Raw genomic sequence first — 15,161 nt, 5'->3', positions numbered from 1 at the left:
TATGTATGTTGCCGTAAAGGGCGGCGAAGCCGCCATCGCCAATGCTCACCGACTGCTGGCCGACCGCCGCCGCGGCGACCGCTCGCTGCCGGCCGTCGGTATCGACCAGATCGTGGCGCAGCTCGCACTCGCCGTCGACCGCGTCATGGCCGAGGCCTCGCTCTATGACCGGACGCTCGCCGCACTTGCAGTTCGCCAGGCGCGCGGCGACATGATCGAGGCGATCTTCCTGCTCAGAGCCTACCGCACGACGCTGCCGCGCTTTGGCTACTCCCAGCCACTCGACACTTCAGCAATGAAGATCGAGCGCCGCATCTCCGCGACCTATAAGGATTTGCCCGGCGGCCAGCTTCTCGGCCCGACCTTCGACTATACGCACCGCCTGCTCGACCCGAGCCTTCTGACCGACGAGCCTGTGGACGAGCCGATGCAGCGGCCGGCGGAAGACGGCCGCGTCATGCGCGTTTCCGAAATCCTCGATCAGGAAGGGTTGATCGAAGGTGACGGCACCATGCCCGTCGATCACGAGATCGGCGACCTGACGCGCGAACCACTGGAATTTCCGATGACCCGCGACCTTCGCCTGCAGGCGCTCGCCCGCGGCGATGAAGGCTTTCTGCTGGCGCTCGGCTATTCGACGCAGCGCGGTTACGGCCGCACCCACCCCTTCACCGGCGAAATCCGCATCGGCGAAGTTGAGGTCGAATTCGACGTACCGGAACTCGGTTTTGCCGTCTCGCTCGGCCGCATCCAGGTGACCGAATGCCAGATGGTCAACCAGTTCAAGGGTTCAGCCAAGGCACCGCCGCAGTTCACCCGCGGCTACGGCCTGGTCTTCGGCCAGAGCGAGCGCAAGGCGATGGCCATGTCGCTGGTCGATCGCGCGCTACGCGCCGAGGAACTCGGCGAAGACATCGTTGCGCCGGCTCAGGACGAGGAATTCGTCATTTCGCATTCCGACAACGTGCAGGCGACGGGCTTCGTCGAACATCTGAAGCTGCCGCACTATGTCGACTTCCAGGCCGAACTCGACCTGGTGCGGCGCATGCGCCGCGACTTCGAGGCCGCTCGCGATCGCGGCATGGAACCCATGACGGAGGCAGCCGAATGACCGAACTCGCCACCTACAATTTCGCCTACCTCGACGAGCAGACCAAGCGGATGATCCGCCGCGCCATCCTGAAGGCGATCGCCATTCCCGGCTATCAGGTTCCCTTCGCCTCCCGCGAAATGCCGATGCCGTACGGCTGGGGCACCGGCGGCGTTCAGCTGACGGCATCCATTATCGGTCCGCAGGACGTTCTGAAGGTGATCGACCAGGGTGCCGACGACACGACGAACGCCGTCTCCATCCGCGCCTTCTTCCAGAAGGTGGCGAATGTCGCCGTGACCACCCGCACGGAAGAGGCGACCATCATCCAAACGCGCCATCGCATTCCTGAGGCCAAGCTTGGCTCCAACCAGGTGCTCGTCTACCAGGTGCCGATCCCGGAACCCTTACGTTTCCTCGAGCCGCGCGAGACCGAGACGCGCAAGATGCATGCGCTCGAGGAATACGGCCTCATGCATGTGAAGCTCTACGAGGATATCGCCCGCAACGGCCGCATCGCCACGACTTACGCCTATCCGGTCAAGGTCGCCGGCCGCTACGTCATGGACCCCTCGCCGACGCCGAAGTTCGACAATCCGAAAATGCACTTGTCCGACGCGCTGCAGCTGTTCGGCGCCGGCCGTGAGAAGCGTATCTATGCCGTGCCGCCCTACACCGAAGTCGTCAGCCTGGATTTCGAGGACCATCCCTTCGAAGTGCAGCGCTTCGACAAGCCCTGCGCGCTTTGTGGAGCCGAGCAGGTCTATCTTGACGAGGTGATCCTCGACGACAAGGGCGGACGCATGTTCGTCTGCTCCGATACCGATTTCTGCGAAGACCGTCGCGCCCACGGCCATATCGGCTCGATGCTGGCACCCAACCAGGAGGCTGCCGAATGAGTGACTCACCCCTTCTGAAGGTCAAGGACGTCTCGAAATTCTACGGCAGCCGCATCGGATGCCGCGATGTGTCCTTCGAGCTCTGGCCCGGCGAAGTACTGGCCATTGTCGGCGAGTCCGGTTCCGGCAAGACGACGCTGCTCAATTGCATCTCGACGCGGCTGCTGCCGACGACGGGCAGCGTCGAATACCACATGCGCGACGAGACCTATCGCGATCTGTTCCGCATGAACGAGGCCGAGCGGCGCTTCCTGATGCGCACCGACTGGGGCTTCGTGCATCAGAACCCGGCCGATGGCCTGCGCATGACGGTTTCCGCCGGCGCCAATGTCGGCGAGCGGCTGATGGCGATCGGCAACCGCCACTACGGCAATATCCGCAACACCGCCATCGACTGGCTGGAGCGGGTCGAGATCGATGCCGACCGCATCGACGACCAGCCGCGCGCCTTCTCGGGCGGCATGCGCCAGCGCCTGCAGATCGCCCGCAATCTGGTGACCGGCCCCCGCCTCGTCTTCATGGACGAACCGACCGGCGGCCTCGACGTGTCCGTGCAGGCCCGCCTGCTCGACCTCGTGCGTGGCCTCGTCAACGATCTCGGCCTTTCGGCCATCATCGTCACGCACGATCTCGCGGTCGCCCGCCTCCTGTCGCATCGCATGATGGTGATGAAGGACGGACAGGTGATCGAACACGGTTTGACCGACCGGGTGCTCGACGATCCGCGCGAACCCTATACGCAACTGCTGGTCTCTTCGATCCTGCAGGTCTGAGGAACAAACATGGCAACCCCACTCGTCGTTTCCGAAGTCTTCAAGAGCTTCACCATGCATCTGCGCGACGGCATTCGCCTGCCTGTCGTCGCCGATGTCTCCTTCTCCGTAGCCGCGAGCGAATGCGTCGTGCTCGGCGGTCCGTCCGGCATCGGCAAGAGTTCGCTGCTGAAGATGATCTATGGCAATTATGCCGTCGACAGCGGCCAAATCCTTGTTACTCACCGGGACAGGATCGTCGATCTCGCCACTGCCGATCCGCGCACCGTACTCGATGTCCGTCGCCAGACCATGGGCTATGTCAGCCAGTTCCTGCGCACCGTGCCGCGCGTTGCCGCCATCGATGTGGTTGCCGAGCCGTTGCTCAGCCGTGGCGTGACCGTGAGCGAGGCCCGCGACAGGGCCGCAGAACTGCTCGCACAACTGAACTTGCCGAAGGAACTCTGGCAGCTGCCGCCTGCCACCTTCTCCGGCGGCGAGCAGCAGCGCGTCAACATTGCGCGCGGCTTCATCACCGACCACGCCATCCTGCTGCTCGACGAACCAACGGCGTCGCTCGATGCCCGCAACCGGGCCGTTGTCGTCGACATGATCGAGCAGAAGAAGGAAGCCGGCGTCGCACTTCTCGGCATCTTCCATGATGAGGAAGTGCGTGAAGCCGTCGGCAGCCGCATTCTCGACGTCTCGCAGTTCTCGCCGCGGAAGGCTGCCGCATGAGCCGCAAATTGGGCGAAACGCCCTTCATCAGCCCTTCGGCGAGCGTCAGCAATTCGACGCTCGGCCGCTATACCGAAGTCTCCGACCGCTGCCGTATCGATGAAGTCGAGATCGGCGACTATTCCTATATCATGCAGGACGGCGCGGTCTGGTGCGCGACGATCGGCAAGTTCGTCAACATCGCCGCCGCCGTGCGCATCAACGCCACCAACCATCCGACATGGCGCGCCACGCTGCACCACTTCACCTACCGCGCCGCCGACTATTGGCCGGATGCCGATATGGAGACCGATTTCTTCACCTGGCGGCGGGACAACCGGGTCGTCATCGGTCACGACGTTTGGATCGGCCATGGTGCCACCATCCTGCCGGGTGTGACGGTCGGCAATGGTGCCGTCATCGGGGCGGGCGCGGTCGTTTCCAAAGATGTCGCGCCTTACACGATCGTCGGCGGCGTGCCGGCCAAGCTGATCCGCGAACGCTTCACCGCCGAAGTCGGTGCGCGCATGGATCGACTTGCCTGGTGGGATTGGAATCACGACCGCCTGCGCACGGCGCTTGCCGATTTCCGCGCCCTGTCTGCGGAAGAGTTTTTGGATCGCTACGACGCCTGAGGACGCTTTCTACCCTCATCAGGCTTGCGAGGCGGTGACAAGCGATCCAGCTTTCAGATGATCCTTGCAAGGACGGGATCGAGAGGAGTTCTTCATGGCAAAGCAATTTTCCAGCATCGACGACCGGCTGCGCGATTTCATCGCGCGGCAGCACATCTTCTTCACGGCATCTGCGACATCGGCGTCCCGGGTCAATGTTTCGCCCCGCGAAACACTGTGCCTGCGCATCATCTCCCCAAATACCGCCATCTATCTCGACCGCACCGGCAGCGGCAATGAGACATCGGCCCATATGAAGGCCGACGGTCGGCTGACGCTCATGTTCTGCGCCGTCGAAGGGCCGCCGATGATCCTGCGCCTCTATGGCCGCGGCCGGATCATCCATCGCTCGACACCCGAATATCGGGAATTGCTGCACGATCACTATGCGGGCGAAGAGCCGCTCGGCGCACGGCAGATCGTATGGCTGGACTTCGATCTCGTGCAGACCTCCTGCGGCTTCGGCGTACCGCTCTTTTCCTATGAAGGCGAGAGGCCGAGCCTCGACCAGTGGGCCAAAGCCAAGGGTCCTGATGGCATTGAAGAATATCGGCGCGAGAAGAATAGCTTCAGCATGGACGGCCTGCCGACGGGCATGTTTGACGGCTAAACATAACGGAAAGCTCTCAGCCGGCTAATCTTGCAAAAACGACGGGAATTGTAACAGCAGTTACATAAAACTGACATCGGAGCTTCATGAAGCGGGACTAATCGGTTGCCTTGTGATTGGCGCCGACCCCGTCGAAACTCCCTTCGAGGCAGGGGCATGCGCCCATTCTTAGCACCGGTACCGCTGAAATTTCTGCAGCCCGGCAGCCGCGAAAGGGAAGCACTATGTTCGAACTCAGGAATGTCTCGCGCCGGTTTGGAAACAAGCTCGCTGTCGATTCCGTGACTTTGGACATACCGCAGGGACAGATGGTCGGCGTCATAGGCCGATCCGGTGCCGGCAAGTCGACTTTGCTGCGCATGATCAATCGCCTCGCCGATCCGAGTTCCGGTTCCATCCATTTCGCCGGCACCGAGGTTTCGAAGCTCAGCGGCCGTGCGCTGCGCAGCTGGCAGCGCGATTGCGCCATGATCTTCCAGCAGTTCAACCTCGTTCCGCGCCTCGACGTGCTTACCAACGTCATGCTCGGCCGCCTCAACCAGCGCTCGACGGTACTGAGCCTGCTGTCCGTCTTTTCCCGTGAGGAACGCATTGAAGCCATCGCGGCACTCGAGCGCCTCGGCATCGAGCAGACGGCTCTGCAGATGGCCGGCACGCTTTCCGGCGGCCAGCAGCAGCGCGTCGCCATCGCTCGCGCCCTGATGCAGCAGCCGAAGATGATGCTGGCCGACGAGCCGATCGCCTCGCTCGATCCCCTGAATGCCAAGATCGTCATGGATGCGCTGCGGGATATCAACGAGCGCGAAGGTATCACCGTCATCACCAATTTGCATACGCTGGATACGGCGCGCAATTACTGCGAACGCATCGTCGGCATGGCAGGTGGCAAAGTCGTCTTCGACGGCAAGCCGACCGATCTGACGGCAGCCGCCGTCAAGGAAATCTACGGCACCGACAAGGACGGCGCCGGCATCGACGAGACTATGACGTCGACACCCATCAACATCGCCGATCCGGCCGCCCAAGCCGCGGCGACTGAATCTGCCGGCCCGCAACCGCTGGCACTGGCCGGTCTCTGAGAGGGACGGCCGGGATCGAAGGCCCGCGTCAAGGGCGCATTTCTTCTATCAGACCGAAGACATCCGGGGACACCGGTTAATCAGGAGACGAACCCATGTTGAAGAAAGCACTCTTTGCCGCTACGGCGCTCGTTGCGCTCGCAGTCGGCGCTGCTGCCAACGCCGCAGATCTCAAGGAATTCCGCGTCGGCATTCTCGGCGGTGAAAACGAAGCCGACCGCCTGCGCAACTACGCCTGCCTTTCAGATCACCTGAAGAAGGAATTCGGTTTCGAGAAGGTTTCGCTGTTCCCGGCTGCCGACTATAACGGCGTTATCCAGGGCCTGCTCGGCGGCACGCTCGACTTCGCAGAACTCGGCGCTTCCGGCTACGCAGCCGTCGCCATCAAGGACCCGAAGGCCGTTACCCCGATTCTGACCACGCAGCAGACCGACGGTGCGACCGGCTACTATTCGATCGGCCTCGCTCTCAAGTCCTCCGGCATCAAGACGATCGCCGACGCCAAGGGCAAGAAGCTCGGCTATGCCGATCCGGACTCCACGTCGGGCTACCTCGTTCCGCTGACGCAGATTCCGAAGACCACCGGCGCCCCGAATGACAAGTTCTTCGCCTCGACCCAGTTCAACGGCGGCCATGAGAACAACCTGCTCGCCGCCTATGACGGCAAGGTCGACGTTGCTGTCGACGATTCCTCGGGCATCGGCAATTTCAAGGATGGCTTCACCTCCGGCACCTTCCGCAAGGCCGTCGACAAGGGCACCGTCGACCCGAACAAGCTCGTCGAAGTTTGGCGTTCGCCGCTGATCCCGAACGGCCCGCTCGTTGTTCGCAACGCTCTCGGCACCGAATGGCAGACCAAGCTGGCCGACTTCTTCCTGAAGCTGCCGACCACCGACGCCAAGTGCTTCAACGCCATCGAAGGCGGCGACTTCAAGGGCTACATCAAGGTTACCCCGGATTTCTACAACGCCGTTATCGAAGTTCGTAAGGCTGCCATCGGCGGCTGATCCGCATCCCGATAATGGGGCGGCCGGCAACGGCCGCCCTTTTGCTATTCACAAAGGCTGAATTTCATGACGATCGCCGATACGCATCCGAACATGCCGAGCGCGCCGCAAAGCGCCAAGGAGATCGGCGACGCCTGGAGCAAGATGGTGGCCAAGCGCCGCCTCTACACCGGCATCGGTCTCGTGATCCTGCTCATCGCCTTCATCAGCTCGGTGCGCTTTGCCGACGAAAACAACGCCGGTCATTTCTTCGACCGCCTGCCGCATCTCTTCGATTTCCTGAGCTGGCTCATTCCCAAGGACTGGGCGGACGTCTACCGCGCGCTTTTCGACCTGCAGAGCCCGAACGGGGCCAATGGCGCCGGCGGCGAGGAGTTCAATTTCCCGCTCGGCCGCGTTTATGTTTGGGGTGATTTCTACATTCCCGAATATTTCGAGCTGATGATCGTCACGATCAACGTGGCGCTGGTATCGACCATCATCGGCTTCGTCTTTGCCGTGCCTTTGAGCTTCTTCGCTGCGCGTAACATCTCGCCATCCAATCCGATCCGGCTGGTGACCAAGCGCATCATGGAATTCCTGCGCGCCTTTCCCGAGATTGTCATCGCCGGACTGTTTTCGGCGATCCTGTCGATCGGCCCGATCGCCGCCATCATCGCCGTCGGCCTGCATACGATCGGTGCGCTCGGCAAGCTCTTCTATGAAGTCGTCGAGAATATCGACATGAAACCCGACGAGGGCATGCGCGCCGTCGGCGCGAGCTGGAGCGAGCGCGTCCGCTTTGCCGCCCTGCCACAGGTGCTGCCGAACTTCATGTCCTATGCGCTGCTGCGCCTCGAGATCAATGTTCGCGCCTCCACCATCATCGGCGCCGTCGGCGGCGGCGGCATCGGGGAGGAGCTGAAGCTTGCCATTTCGCGCGGTTTTGGCGCCAAGACATTGGCGCTGGTGCTGCTTCTCTTCCTGACGATCATCGCCGTCGATCAGTTTTCCGCATGGCTCCGCCGCCGTCTGGTCGGCGAACATGCCTTCCTTTTGCAGCATTGAGGTTGACCATGTCCATCATCGACGCAAGCCGCATGCAGGAAATGGAAGCACGTTACCCGGAGGTTCTTCACCGGTCCTTCCGCCAGCGCTTCGGTGCGCTGATGATATTCCTCGGCGTCATCCTCTACGGCATCTATGCAGTCTGGTTCTTCGATCTGCCGAAAGTCATTTCGGAAGCACGCTGGGAACGCGTCGGCATCTACCTCAGCGAATGGGTGAGCTATGACGTGCAGCCGGAGTTCCGCATCTCCGGCGACAAGATCACCATCAAGTATCCGCGTTTTTCGCCGCTGGGCGACAATCCGAATCCCGACTGGGTGAAGACCAACCCCGATGGCAGCATGACGGTTTCCGTCAGCGGCACGAGCCGCACGGTAACCGTCACCAAGACGCAGGCCATCGTGACGGCGCATGGCATCACAATTCCGATCGATATTGCCGGCGATGTGCCGAAAATCGTCGGCTCCGAGCCCGTTCCCAGCTGGATGACGGTCTATGACGACAATATCCTGGTCAATCTCGGCTTTGCGGGCGATGCCAGCATTTCCACCGACCGCGTGAAGATCCGCAAGCGCTTTCTCGGCTGGGCCAACTTCGTCTTCGATACGCATTCGCCGTTCTTCGACAAGCCGGCGAGTGAGGTCATCAGCCTGATCGTTTCAGGGCCGCGGCTGGACCCTACGCAATCCAATCTCTCGCTGGCATTCGACAATGTCTGGAACAATAGCGCATGGCAGCACGGCGACGTCTGGACCAAGCTGTTCCAGACCATCGTTATGGCTTTTCTCGGAACGTTGCTCGGTTCGCTCGCGGCATTCCCGCTCGCCTTTCTGGCGGCCCGCAACATCACGCCGAACCGGTTGCTCAATCAGGTGCTGAAACGCCTCTTCGACTTCCTGCGTTCGGTGGACATGCTGATCTGGGCATTGTTCCTGACCCGCGCCTTCGGCCCCGGCCCGCTTGCCGGCAGCGGCGCGATCTTCCTCACCGAGACAGGCACGCTCGGTAAGCTCTACTCCGAAGGCCTGGAGAATATCGACAACAAGCCGCGCGAGGGCGTGAAATCTACCGGTTCGCCGACCATTCTCGTGCATCGCTATGGCATCGTGCCGCAGATCGTTCCGGTCATCGTCAGCCAGACGCTCTACCAGTGGGAATCCAACGTGCGTGGCGCGACCATCATCGGCGCCGTCGGCGCGGGCGGCATCGGCCTCAAGCTTTGGGAGGCGATGCGCACCAATTCCAACTGGGAAAACGTCGCTTACATGGTGCTGCTGATCCTCATCGTCGTCTTCCTTTTCGACGCTGCATCCAACGCCTTGCGCTCGCGCCTGATGGGCACGCGAACGAAATAAAAATGATCGGGAAAAAATCGTTTCCCATCATCATTCTGTCACGGGAATCCGGTAGCGCAGGCCGGCAAGACCGTAACGGTCAGGCCGGCTTTAGCCGGATTCGAACCGTTGCTGCCTTGCTGCTCTTGCGGTTTGAAGCAAATCACCCAACAGTGTCCGGCGCAGCCGATTTTTCCAAGGAATGCAGCCTTGCGCTATGCTCTCTACTTCACGCCGCCAAAAGACGATCCGTTGACATCGCTTGCCGCTCGCTGGCTTGGCCGCGACGCTTTTTCCGGTGAGATTTTTTCCGACAAGGCCATGGGTCCGCTGCCGGAAGGCCATGCCGAATTGACGGCCGATCCGCGCCGCTACGGCTTTCATGCCACGCTGAAGGCGCCGTTCGAGCTGGCCGCTTCGGTGACCGAGCGCGATCTCCTCGAAGTTGCCGCCGAATTCGCCGGGCAGGCCAAGGCTTTCACCATTCCGGAGCTGGTGCTCGGCCAACTCGGTCATTTCTTCGCGCTCGTGCCCAGCGCCGTTTACGAGCCGTTACAGGATTTCGCTTCACGCGTGGTCAAGACCTTCGAGCCTTTGCGCGCACCGCTTTCAGACCATGACATCGCAAGGCGTAAGCCGGAAGGCTTGACGGAGGCGCAGCGCGCCAATCTGCTGCGCTGGGGCTATCCTTATGTCAATGACGAGTTCCGTTTTCATATGACGCTGACGGGACGCGTTCCGGCCGAACGGCAGGCCGAGATGCACGAGGTGTTGCGCGAACGTTTCGCCGAGCATACCGGCAAGCCGCTCGATATTTCCGGCCTCGCCATCTTCGTCGAAGAAGAGCGTGGTGCTCCCTTTACCGTCCGTTCCTGGCTGCCGCTTGCCGGCGCCTAATATGAAAGAGCCGATATGACCAAAGAAACCGTCCTTTCCAACGCCCGCATCGTCCTCGAAGACAAGATCATCGAAGGTTCCGTGCTGATCCGTGACGGTCGCATTGCCGCCATCTCCGAAGGCAAGTCCGATATCGGCGAGGATTTCGAGGGCGATTTTCTGATCCCCGGGCTGGTCGAACTGCATACGGACCATCTGGAAGCGCATTATTCCCCGCGCCCGGGCGTTCGCTGGAACAAGACGGCGGCGATCCAGGCGCATGATGCCCAGATCGTCACCTCGGGCATCACGACCGTATTCGACTGCCTGCGCATGGGCTCGGACGAGGATGGCGGATTCGAAAAGGGCGAGATGCGCGACATGGCCGACGCGATCCAGGCGGCCCAGCGTGAAGACCGCCTGCGCGCCGATCACCTGATCCACCTGCGCTGCGAAGTCTCTTCTGACAATGTTCTCGACCACTTCCAGGATTTCGAGAAGGACCCTTACGTGCGTCTGGTCTCGCTGATGGACCACGCGCCGGGCCAGCGCCAGTTCCAGACGATGGATCAGTACATCTTCTACTATCAGAAGAAGCGCGGGCTCAGCGACGAGGCCTTTGCCAAGTTCGTTGCCAAGCGGCAGGAAGAATCGGCCAAGTATGCCACGCCGCATCGTGACGCGATCTCCAAGGTCTGCGCCGAACGCGGCATAACGGTCGCCAGCCATGACGATGCAACGCTCGCCCATGTCGACGAAGCCATCAACTACGGCGTTCGCCTGGCGGAGTTTCCGACCAGTATCGATGCCGCCAAGGCTTCCCACGGTGCCGGCATGAGCGTGCTGATGGGCGCGCCCAATATCGTGCGTGGCAAGTCGCATTCAGGCAATATCGCCGCACGCGACCTCGCCGAACTCGGCGTACTCGATGTGCTTTCCTCCGATTACGTGCCGCTCAGCCTGTTGCATGCGCCCTTCATCCTCGCGGACGAAGTCGAGGGCATTTCGCTGCCGCAGGCGATTGCCATGGTGACGGCGACGCCCGCAAGGACCGTTAGCCTGAACGATCGCGGCCGCATCGCAGAGGGCCTGCGCGCTGATCTCGTGCGCGTCCGTCGCGATCATGGCGTTCCGGTTACGCGCTCCGTCTGGCGGGAAGGACGCCGGGTGGCATGAGCGCAAGCGCCAATCTCGAGCCGGCTAATCTCGGCTTGACGGATGCGACAGCGGGCACGCTCGCTGTCGTCGTCGGCCCGAGCGGCGCCGGCAAGGATACGCTGATGAACCTGGCCGCCCGACATTTTGCCGGCCGGCCGGATGTCCACTTCGTTCGCCGCGTCATCACGCGCGATGGCGATGCGGGCAACGAGGACCACAGAAGCGTTTCCGAAGCGGATTTCGATGCGATGGAACAGGCCGGCGCCTTCGCCGTCTCCTGGGAAGCCCATGGCCTGAAATACGGCATTCCGGCCGACGTCTTCGATGAGCTTGCGCAGGGCCATCTGGTGATCGCCAATGGCTCACGCTCGGCGCTGTATCACTTCCAGAGCGCATTTCCACGTCTGAAGGTCATCAACATCACGGCGACACGCGAAGTGCTGGCCGAGCGGTTGATGGCGCGTGGACGCGAGAGCCGTGAGGACGTGCTGAAGCGGCTGGAAAGAAGCTCGCTGACCGTTGAGGGCAGCTACGACGTCGCCGATATCGACAATAGCGGCACGCTCGAAGAAGCGGAACGCGCCATTATTTCGGTACTGGAAACGCTGATTGGGAAATGAAGTCGGACAATCTAGCACTTAGCCTGACGGCTAAATGCTGATTTTGCTTTCCCGCACGCCAGGGGCGGATAGGCAGCCTCAGTGCGCCTCATCCCAATTGTGAGCAGCGCGCGCATCGACCTTCAGCGGCACAGCCATGTCGACCGCCGGCATGGCGGCGTTTTCCATGACCGAGACGATGATCGGCGTGGTGCGCTCGACATCGGCATCCTCGACTTCGAAGATCAGTTCGTCATGCACCTGCAAGAGCATGCGCACACGATCGCCAAGCCCGGCTGCGGCCAGCGCCGGCTCCATCTTGATCATGGCGCGGCGGATGACATCGGCGGCAGAACCCTGGATCGGCGCATTGATCGAGGCACGTTCGTTGAAGGCGCGGACGGAAGGATTGGACGAACGGATTTCGGGGAAATGGATGCGGCGACCGAAGATCGTCTCGACATAGCCTTTGTCGCGCGCCGCCTGCTTGGCACCCTCCATATAGTCGCGGATGCCCGGGAAGCGCTCGAAATATTTCTTGATGTAGTCGCCAGCTTCCGAGCGCTCGATCGAGAGCTGGTTCGCCAGACCGAAGGCGGAAATGCCGTAGATGATGCCGAAGTTGATCGCCTTGGCGCGGCGGCGCACCTCGCTCGGCATGCCATCCACCGGCACGCCGAACATTTCGGAGGCCGTCATCGCGTGAATGTCGACACCGTCTTCGAAGGCCTGCTTGAGCTGCGAGATATCGGCGACATGCGCCAGCACGCGCAGTTCGATCTGGCTGTAGTCGGCGGAGACGAGCTTGTGGCCCGGCGTCGAAATGAAGGCCGTGCGGATCTTGCGGCCCTCCGCCGTGCGCACCGGAATATTCTGCAGGTTCGGCTCGGAGGAGGAGAGGCGCCCTGTCGTGGTCGAGGCCAGCGAATAGGAGGTGTGGACGCGCTTCGTCTCGGGATGGACATAGCTCGGCAGCGCATCCGTATAGGTGGATTTCAGCTTGGTGAGCTGGCGCCAGTCGACGATCTTGCGCGGCAGCTCGAAGCCGGCCGCCGCCAGATCCTCCAGCACCTGCGCCGAGGTCGACCATTGCCCGGTTTTGGTCTTACTGCCGCCGGCCAACCCCATCTTGCCGAAAAGGATATCGCCGAGCTGCTTCGGCGAGCCGATATTGAAGCGCTCGCCGGCCAGATTGTAAATCTCGTCTTCGAGAGCGGCGGCGCCCTGCGCCAGCTCGCCGGAAAGGCGGGAAAGGATTTGCCGATCGATGGTGATTCCGCGCTCCTCCATATGAGCAAGCACTGGCACGAGCGGCCTTTCCAACCGTTCGTAGACGACTGAAAGTTTTTCTGCCGCAAGTCGTGGTTTCAGCACCAGCCAGAGGCGCAGCGTCACGTCGGCATCCTCGGCGGCATAGGCCGTGGCGCGGTCGATATCGACGAGATCGAAGGTGACGTTGGATTTGCCGCTGCCGGCGACGTCCTTGTAGGCGATCGGTTTGTGACCGAGCCAGCGCTCGGAGAGGCTGTCCATGCCATGCGTGGCATTGGCGCCGCCATCGAGCACATAAGACAGCAGCATCGTGTCGTCGAAGGACCGCGTATCGATGCCGTAGCGCTTCATCAGCAGGTAATCGTATTTGAGGTTCTGCGCGATCTTGAGGATGGAGGCATCCTCCAGCAGATCCTTCAATCTCGGCAGCGCATCACGCAGTGGGATCTGATTGTCAGCGAGGCCGCCGCCCAACAGATCGCCGATACCGGTCTTATGAGCGAGCGGCACATAGGCGGCGCGGATGGAAGAACCCGAGGGATCGTTGCGGTTGTCGGCGATTGCCATCGAGAAGCCGACGATCTCGGCCTGCATGGCATCGAGCGAGGTCGTTTCCGTATCGAAAGCGACGATACCGGTTTCGCGCGCATCCGCGATCCAACGGTCGAGCGTGGCGATATCGCGGATGGTCACATATTTCGAATGGTCGATCGGCGCGCTCGCAAAACTTGCGGCGCGCGCCTTGGCGAGATCCTCGGGCTCTGTGGTGCCATCCAAAGCCAGACGCGCCTTGGCCGACGGCGCCGGAACCGATGCCCCTTCGGCCTCGACAACGCTGCCGGCAACGAGATCGACATTTTCGCCGACATCGAGATCGGGGCCATGAGCGCCCTCGCCCCATTCGATCTTGACGACGGCGGGCTCGATTGCCGCCGCATCGCAGTCGCAGGCCTCCGCCACGCGCCGCGTCAGGGTCGTGAATTCCATAGTCTTCAGGAAGCCAATCAGCTTCGGGCCGTCCTGCGGCTCCAGCACCAGCGCGTCAAGCGCAAGTTCCAGCGGTACATCCGTCCTCAGCGTCACCAACTGGCGCGAAATGCGGGCAAGTTCGGCATTGGCGATGATGTTTTCGCGGCGCTTCTGCTGCTTGATCTCGTCGGCGCGGGCGAGCAGCGTGTCAAGATCGCCAAACTCCTCCAGAAGCTGCGCCGCCGTCTTCGGGCCGATGCCGGGAATGCCGGGGACGTTGTCGACCGAGTCGCCGGTCATGGCCTGGAGATCGATCATCTTGTCCGGCGGTACACCCCACTTCTCGAGCACGTCGGGAATGCCGATCTGCTTGTCCTTCATGCTGTCATACATGTGGACCATGGGGGTGACGAGCTGCATCAGATCCTTGTCGGACGAGATGATCGTCACATCGGCGCCAGCCGCCTCCGCCTGACGGGCATAGGTCGCAATGATGTCGTCTGCCTCGAAGCCGTCGGTTTCGATGCAAGGCAGGTTGAAGGCGCGGGTCGCCTCGCGGATGAGGCCGAACTGCGGGATCAACTCTTCCGGCGGCGCCGAGCGATTAGCCTTGTATTCCGGGAAGATGTCCTTGCGAAAGGTCTTCGAGGAATAGTCGAAGATCACCGCGAAATGCGTCGGCGTCACACCGACCGAGGTATCGCGCGCCGAAGTCAGCAGCTTCCACAGCATATTGCAGAAACCGGAGACGGCGCCGACGGGCAATCCGTCGGACTTGCGCGTCAGCGGCGGCAAAGCATGAAAGGCCCGGAAAATGAAACCGGAACCGTCGACGAGGAAGAGATGATCACCTTTTTTCATGGAAGCATGGATAGCGTGACGCACTTCCAACGTCCATATAAACTTCAGTTTTGCAGTGTTGTAACAGGGCCAGATCTCTCACCGAAACGTTACTAACTTTTAATCAATCTAATCTGCGCATTCCCTTGAAAAACCACATTCGAAACCTCAAATCCTATTCACCGGCGATGATACGCCGCGGGTCTGACAACCGGCCTGTCCCCCGCCATGTCAGACT

General features: G+C 61.6%; 14 protein-coding genes. 13 read left to right on the top strand and 1 reads right to left on the bottom strand.

The window, feature by feature from the left end:
• The first annotated feature begins 1 nt into the window (after position 1).
• From AC13QE_RS27765 to phnN, 13 genes are all read left to right on the top strand, one after another.
• Positions 2–1,111, top strand: a complete 1,110-nt coding sequence (locus AC13QE_RS27765) for a carbon-phosphorus lyase complex subunit PhnI (RefSeq protein ID WP_112414834.1) — start codon at positions 2–4, stop codon at positions 1,109–1,111.
• Entirely contained in the window at positions 1,108–1,989 is an 882-nt protein-coding gene (locus AC13QE_RS27760; protein ID WP_132721046.1) for an alpha-D-ribose 1-methylphosphonate 5-phosphate C-P-lyase PhnJ, read from the top strand. The genes AC13QE_RS27765 and AC13QE_RS27760 overlap by 4 nt, the downstream gene beginning before the upstream one ends.
• The gene (phnK, locus tag AC13QE_RS27755) at positions 1,986–2,762 is read left to right on the top strand and encodes a phosphonate C-P lyase system protein PhnK (RefSeq protein WP_015338361.1); all 777 of its coding nucleotides are present in this window, start codon (positions 1,986–1,988) and stop codon (positions 2,760–2,762) included. The genes AC13QE_RS27760 and phnK overlap by 4 nt, the downstream gene beginning before the upstream one ends.
• Before the next feature lie 9 nt (positions 2,763–2,771).
• Positions 2,772–3,479, top strand: a complete 708-nt coding sequence (gene phnL, locus AC13QE_RS27750; RefSeq protein ID WP_132721045.1) for a phosphonate C-P lyase system protein PhnL — start codon at positions 2,772–2,774, stop codon at positions 3,477–3,479.
• Positions 3,476–4,093 (top strand): DapH/DapD/GlmU-related protein, encoded by a 618-nt coding sequence (locus AC13QE_RS27745; protein ID WP_488486132.1) that lies wholly within the window; start codon positions 3,476–3,478, stop codon positions 4,091–4,093. The genes phnL and AC13QE_RS27745 overlap by 4 nt, the downstream gene beginning before the upstream one ends.
• 94 nt (positions 4,094–4,187) lie before the next feature.
• Positions 4,188–4,742, top strand: a complete 555-nt coding sequence (locus tag AC13QE_RS27740) for a pyridoxamine 5'-phosphate oxidase family protein (RefSeq protein ID WP_488486131.1) — start codon at positions 4,188–4,190, stop codon at positions 4,740–4,742.
• 224 nt (positions 4,743–4,966) lie between these two features.
• Positions 4,967–5,821 (top strand): phosphonate ABC transporter ATP-binding protein, encoded by an 855-nt coding sequence (gene phnC, locus AC13QE_RS27735; protein WP_488486130.1) that lies wholly within the window; start codon positions 4,967–4,969, stop codon positions 5,819–5,821.
• Positions 5,822–5,916: 95 nt separating this feature from the next.
• A complete protein-coding gene (gene phnD, locus AC13QE_RS27730; protein ID WP_488486129.1) occupies positions 5,917–6,828 on the top strand; it encodes a phosphonate ABC transporter substrate-binding protein in 912 nt (303 codons plus the stop codon).
• Between the two features lie 66 nt (positions 6,829–6,894).
• Positions 6,895–7,875: a phosphonate ABC transporter, permease protein PhnE gene (gene phnE / locus AC13QE_RS27725; protein ID WP_488486128.1), complete on the top strand. Its 981-nt coding sequence runs from the start codon at positions 6,895–6,897 to the stop codon at positions 7,873–7,875.
• An 8-nt stretch (positions 7,876–7,883) separates the two neighbouring features.
• Entirely contained in the window at positions 7,884–9,230 is a 1,347-nt protein-coding gene (gene phnE / locus AC13QE_RS27720; protein ID WP_488486127.1) for a phosphonate ABC transporter, permease protein PhnE, read from the top strand.
• Between the two features lie 189 nt (positions 9,231–9,419).
• Positions 9,420–10,106, top strand: a complete 687-nt coding sequence (locus AC13QE_RS27715) for a DUF1045 domain-containing protein (protein WP_488486126.1) — start codon at positions 9,420–9,422, stop codon at positions 10,104–10,106.
• 15 nt (positions 10,107–10,121) lie between these two features.
• On the top strand, positions 10,122–11,261 hold the full coding sequence (locus tag AC13QE_RS27710; protein WP_132721037.1) for an alpha-D-ribose 1-methylphosphonate 5-triphosphate diphosphatase: 1,140 nt from the start codon (positions 10,122–10,124) through the stop codon (positions 11,259–11,261).
• Positions 11,258–11,863: a phosphonate metabolism protein/1,5-bisphosphokinase (PRPP-forming) PhnN gene (gene phnN / locus AC13QE_RS27705; RefSeq protein ID WP_488486125.1), complete on the top strand. Its 606-nt coding sequence runs from the start codon at positions 11,258–11,260 to the stop codon at positions 11,861–11,863. Before AC13QE_RS27710 ends, phnN begins: the two co-directional genes overlap by 4 nt.
• 78 nt (positions 11,864–11,941) lie before the next feature.
• Here the strand turns inward: phnN and polA are convergent, their stop codons facing one another.
• Positions 11,942–14,944 carry a DNA polymerase I gene (polA, locus tag AC13QE_RS27700; RefSeq protein ID WP_488486124.1) on the bottom strand — a complete coding sequence of 1,001 codons (3,003 nt, stop codon included), beginning with the start codon at positions 14,942–14,944 and terminating at the stop codon, positions 11,942–11,944.
• Positions 14,945–15,161: the final 217 nt, after the last annotated feature.

It is taken from the genome of Martinezella sp. CNPSo 3957, assembly GCF_057784395.1.
The sequence above is the reverse complement of the archived record's forward strand: the minus strand, read 5'-3'. Positions and strand labels throughout refer to the sequence as shown.

Coding starts and splice junctions, on each gene's coding strand:
- AC13QE_RS27765 (WP_112414834.1), top strand. CDS start 2: ATGTATGTTGCCGTAAAGGGCGGCGAAGCCGCCATCGCCAATGCTCAC.
- AC13QE_RS27760 (WP_132721046.1), top strand. CDS start 1,108: ATGACCGAACTCGCCACCTACAATTTCGCCTACCTCGACGAGCAGACC.
- phnK (WP_015338361.1), top strand. CDS start 1,986: ATGAGTGACTCACCCCTTCTGAAGGTCAAGGACGTCTCGAAATTCTAC.
- phnL (WP_132721045.1), top strand. CDS start 2,772: ATGGCAACCCCACTCGTCGTTTCCGAAGTCTTCAAGAGCTTCACCATG.
- AC13QE_RS27745 (WP_488486132.1), top strand. CDS start 3,476: ATGAGCCGCAAATTGGGCGAAACGCCCTTCATCAGCCCTTCGGCGAGC.
- AC13QE_RS27740 (WP_488486131.1), top strand. CDS start 4,188: ATGGCAAAGCAATTTTCCAGCATCGACGACCGGCTGCGCGATTTCATC.
- phnC (WP_488486130.1), top strand. CDS start 4,967: ATGTTCGAACTCAGGAATGTCTCGCGCCGGTTTGGAAACAAGCTCGCT.
- phnD (WP_488486129.1), top strand. CDS start 5,917: ATGTTGAAGAAAGCACTCTTTGCCGCTACGGCGCTCGTTGCGCTCGCA.
- phnE (WP_488486128.1), top strand. CDS start 6,895: ATGACGATCGCCGATACGCATCCGAACATGCCGAGCGCGCCGCAAAGC.
- phnE (WP_488486127.1), top strand. CDS start 7,884: ATGTCCATCATCGACGCAAGCCGCATGCAGGAAATGGAAGCACGTTAC.
- AC13QE_RS27710 (WP_132721037.1), top strand. CDS start 10,122: ATGACCAAAGAAACCGTCCTTTCCAACGCCCGCATCGTCCTCGAAGAC.
- phnN (WP_488486125.1), top strand. CDS start 11,258: ATGAGCGCAAGCGCCAATCTCGAGCCGGCTAATCTCGGCTTGACGGAT.
- polA (WP_488486124.1), bottom strand. CDS start 14,944: ATGAAAAAAGGTGATCATCTCTTCCTCGTCGACGGTTCCGGTTTCATT.